This is a genomic window from Micromonospora sp. AMSO12t (assembly GCF_008806585.1).
Classification (GTDB): domain Bacteria; phylum Actinomycetota; class Actinomycetes; order Mycobacteriales; family Micromonosporaceae; genus Micromonospora; species Micromonospora reichwaldensis.
This window is the reverse complement of record NZ_WAAS01000450.1, coordinates 1-2,745: the sequence shown is the minus strand read 5'-3', so window position 1 is coordinate 2,745 and position 2,745 is coordinate 1. Positions and strand designations below refer to the sequence as shown.

The 2,745-nt window shown below is 78.1% G+C and carries 1 protein-coding gene and 1 pseudogene; both read left to right on the top strand.

Annotated elements, in window-relative coordinates:
- The coding region (locus F6X68_RS34700) for an FtsK/SpoIIIE domain-containing protein (protein ID WP_151457745.1) at positions 1–2,403 on the top strand (2,403 nt) is incomplete at its 5' end.
- Between the two features lie 4 nt (positions 2,404–2,407).
- A pseudogene (locus F6X68_RS32075) lies at positions 2,408–2,745 on the top strand (hypothetical protein); the annotation flags it as partial.

Genomic DNA, 2,745 nt, shown 5'->3' with positions numbered 1-2,745 from the left:
ACCGCGGTCCCCGTACCCGTCCGCGTCGGCGAGGCGTCCACCCCGGACGGTGCCTTCCCCGTCCTCGTACCGCTGGGTGGCGGCCACCACCTCGCCGTCGACGCGGACGCCCGCGACCCCCGGGTGGCCGGCCTGCTGCGGGCGCTCGTGCTGCGGCTGCTCGCCACCGCGCCGACCGGCGGCGTGCGGGTCGCCGGCATCGACACCGCCGCGCTCGGCGCCACCTTCGGGCCGCTGCGCCCGCTCATCGACGCCGGCGTGCTCGATCCGCCGGCCACCGGCGAGGCCGAGGTGGCCGCCCTGCTCGACGCCGCCGAGCGGCACGCCCGCGCCGCCCGGCACGCCGACCGCCCCGACCAGGAGCTGCTGCTGGTCGTCGCCGCGTCGGCGCCGCCGCCGCGCGAGGCGGCCCGGCTCGCCGCGCTCACCCACGCCGGCCCGGCCGCCGCGGTCTGCGTGCTGGTCGCCGGCCGGCCCACCGCCGCGTCGGCGGAGCCGGCACCGCAGCTCGGCGCCACCACCACGATCCGGCTGACCGAGCGGTACGCCCACGTCGGCGACCCGCCGGGGGCCCCGTTCAGCCACGACGGCAGTGGACTGGCCGCCCCCGTGCTGCTCGACGGCGACCCGCCGGCGGCGTCGGTGGCCGCCCTCGCCGCGCACCTCGGCGCCGCCGCCCGACGCAGCGACACTGTGGATTTCGCCGAGCTGCTGCCCGAGCGGCGGTGGGCCGAGTCGGCGGGCAACGGGCTGCGCACCGTGGTCGGCCGCGCGGGCCGCGACCCGGTCACCGTCGCCTTCGACGACGCCACCCCGCACTGGCTCGTGGGCGGGCGCACCGGCGCCGGCAAGACCGTCTTCCTGCTCGACGTCCTCTATGGGCTGGCCGCCCGCTACTCGCCGGCCGAGCTCCGGCTCTACCTGCTCGACTTCAAGGAGGGGGTGAGCTTCACCGAGTTCGTCCCCACCCCCCGCGACCCGTCCTGGCTGCCGCACGCCCGTGCGGTCGGCATCGAGTCCGACCGGGAGTACGGCGTCGCCGTGCTGCGCGAGCTGCGCCGCGAGCTGTCCCGGCGGGCCACCGTCCTCAAGCGGCACGGCGTCACCAAGCTCGCCGACCTGCCCCGCGACACCCCGGTGCCCCGGATCGTGGCGGTGATCGACGAGTTCCACGTGCTTCTCACCGGCAACGACGCGCTGGCCCGCGAGTCGGTCGACCTGCTGGAGGAGCTGGCCCGCAAGGGTCGCTCGTACGGCGTGCACCTGGTGCTGGCCAGCCAGAGCATGACCGGCGTCGAGGCGCTCTACGGCCGGGCCGAGGCGATCTTCGGCCAGTTCGCGCTCCGGGTGGCGCTGCCCGGTGGCGGCGGGGTGCTCGACCCGCTGAACGAGTCCGCCCTGACCCTGCCGGTCGGCTCGGCCGTGCTCAACACCGCGGCCGGCGCGGTCGGTGCCGACACGATCGTCCGCTTCCCGGACGCGCACGCCGCCGCCGGGGAGTTGGCCGGGCTGCGCCACGAGCTGTGGCAGGCCCGAGCGGCAGGCGCGCGCGCCCCGTCGGTCTTCAAGGGCTACGAGGCCGCCCACGTCGAGGACGACCCGACCTTCGCCGGGCTGCGTCCGGGCGGGCGCCGCCCGCTGGCCCTGGTCGGGCGTACGGTCGACGTGGAGGGCACCTCCGCGCTGTTCATGATGGACGCGACCCCGGGCCGGCACCTGGCCGTGGTCGGCACCTCGGCCACCGGCGCGGAGGTGCTGCGCGCGGCCACCCTGAGTCTCGCCCGGCAGCACGCTCCGGGCGACGCCCGGTTCCTGCTCGCCTCGCTGGTCACCGCCGCCGAGTCAGCCGCCGACGACACCGCCGCGACCCTGGCCGCCGCCGGCCACCCGGTCGACCGCCTCGACGCGACCGACCTGCGCCGCCACCTCGGCACCCTCGCCGCCGCGCTGTCGACGCCAGGCGCAACGGCCGGCCCCGCCACGACGGCGCAAGGGGTGGGGGAGGCCGGGCCGGGCGCGAGCCGCACCTATCTCGTCGTCTTCGGCGTCGACGCCGCCAGCGGGCTGCTCGCCGCCACCGACCCGGACACGTTCCGCTCCGGCCACGACGACCTGCGGGCCGTGCTGCGTCAGGGGCCGGGGCAGGGGACGCACCTGCTCGGCTGGTGGCGGGGGCTGCGCCGCCTCGCCGACGACCTTGGCGGCGCCCACAACCGCGACGACGTCGCCTGCCTGGTCGCGCTGAACGTGCCCGGCGCCGAGCTGGGCCTGCACCTCGGCGTGCACGACCTCGCGTACGCGCCCCGGCCCGACCGGGCGCTCCTGGTCGACCGGCACGACCAGCGCACCCGGCTCATCGTGCCGTTCGCCCGCGAGGGGCACGGCCCGGACGGGGAGGACTGAGGCGGTGTCCACCTTCGAGGAGTACGCGGCGCTCGCCCGGCAACTCGCCGAGCGGCGACAGGCCGGCGAGCGCGGTGCCGCCGCCGACGCCGACCGGCGCCGCAACCTGCACGCCGCCGCGGACTACCTCCAGCACCGGCTCACCGCCCAGGGGCAGCGCCTCGACCAGCTCGGCCAGGCCATCGGCATCCCGGCGTCCAGCGTGCCCACCGGCGCCGCACCCACGCCCTCCACCGTCCCCGGCGCAGGGCCGCCCGCCGGCGTCCCCGATTCCGCACCCACGTTCCCTGCCGTTCCCGGCGCCGGTGCGCCCGGCACCTCGGCCGGCGACGGTGGTCGAGG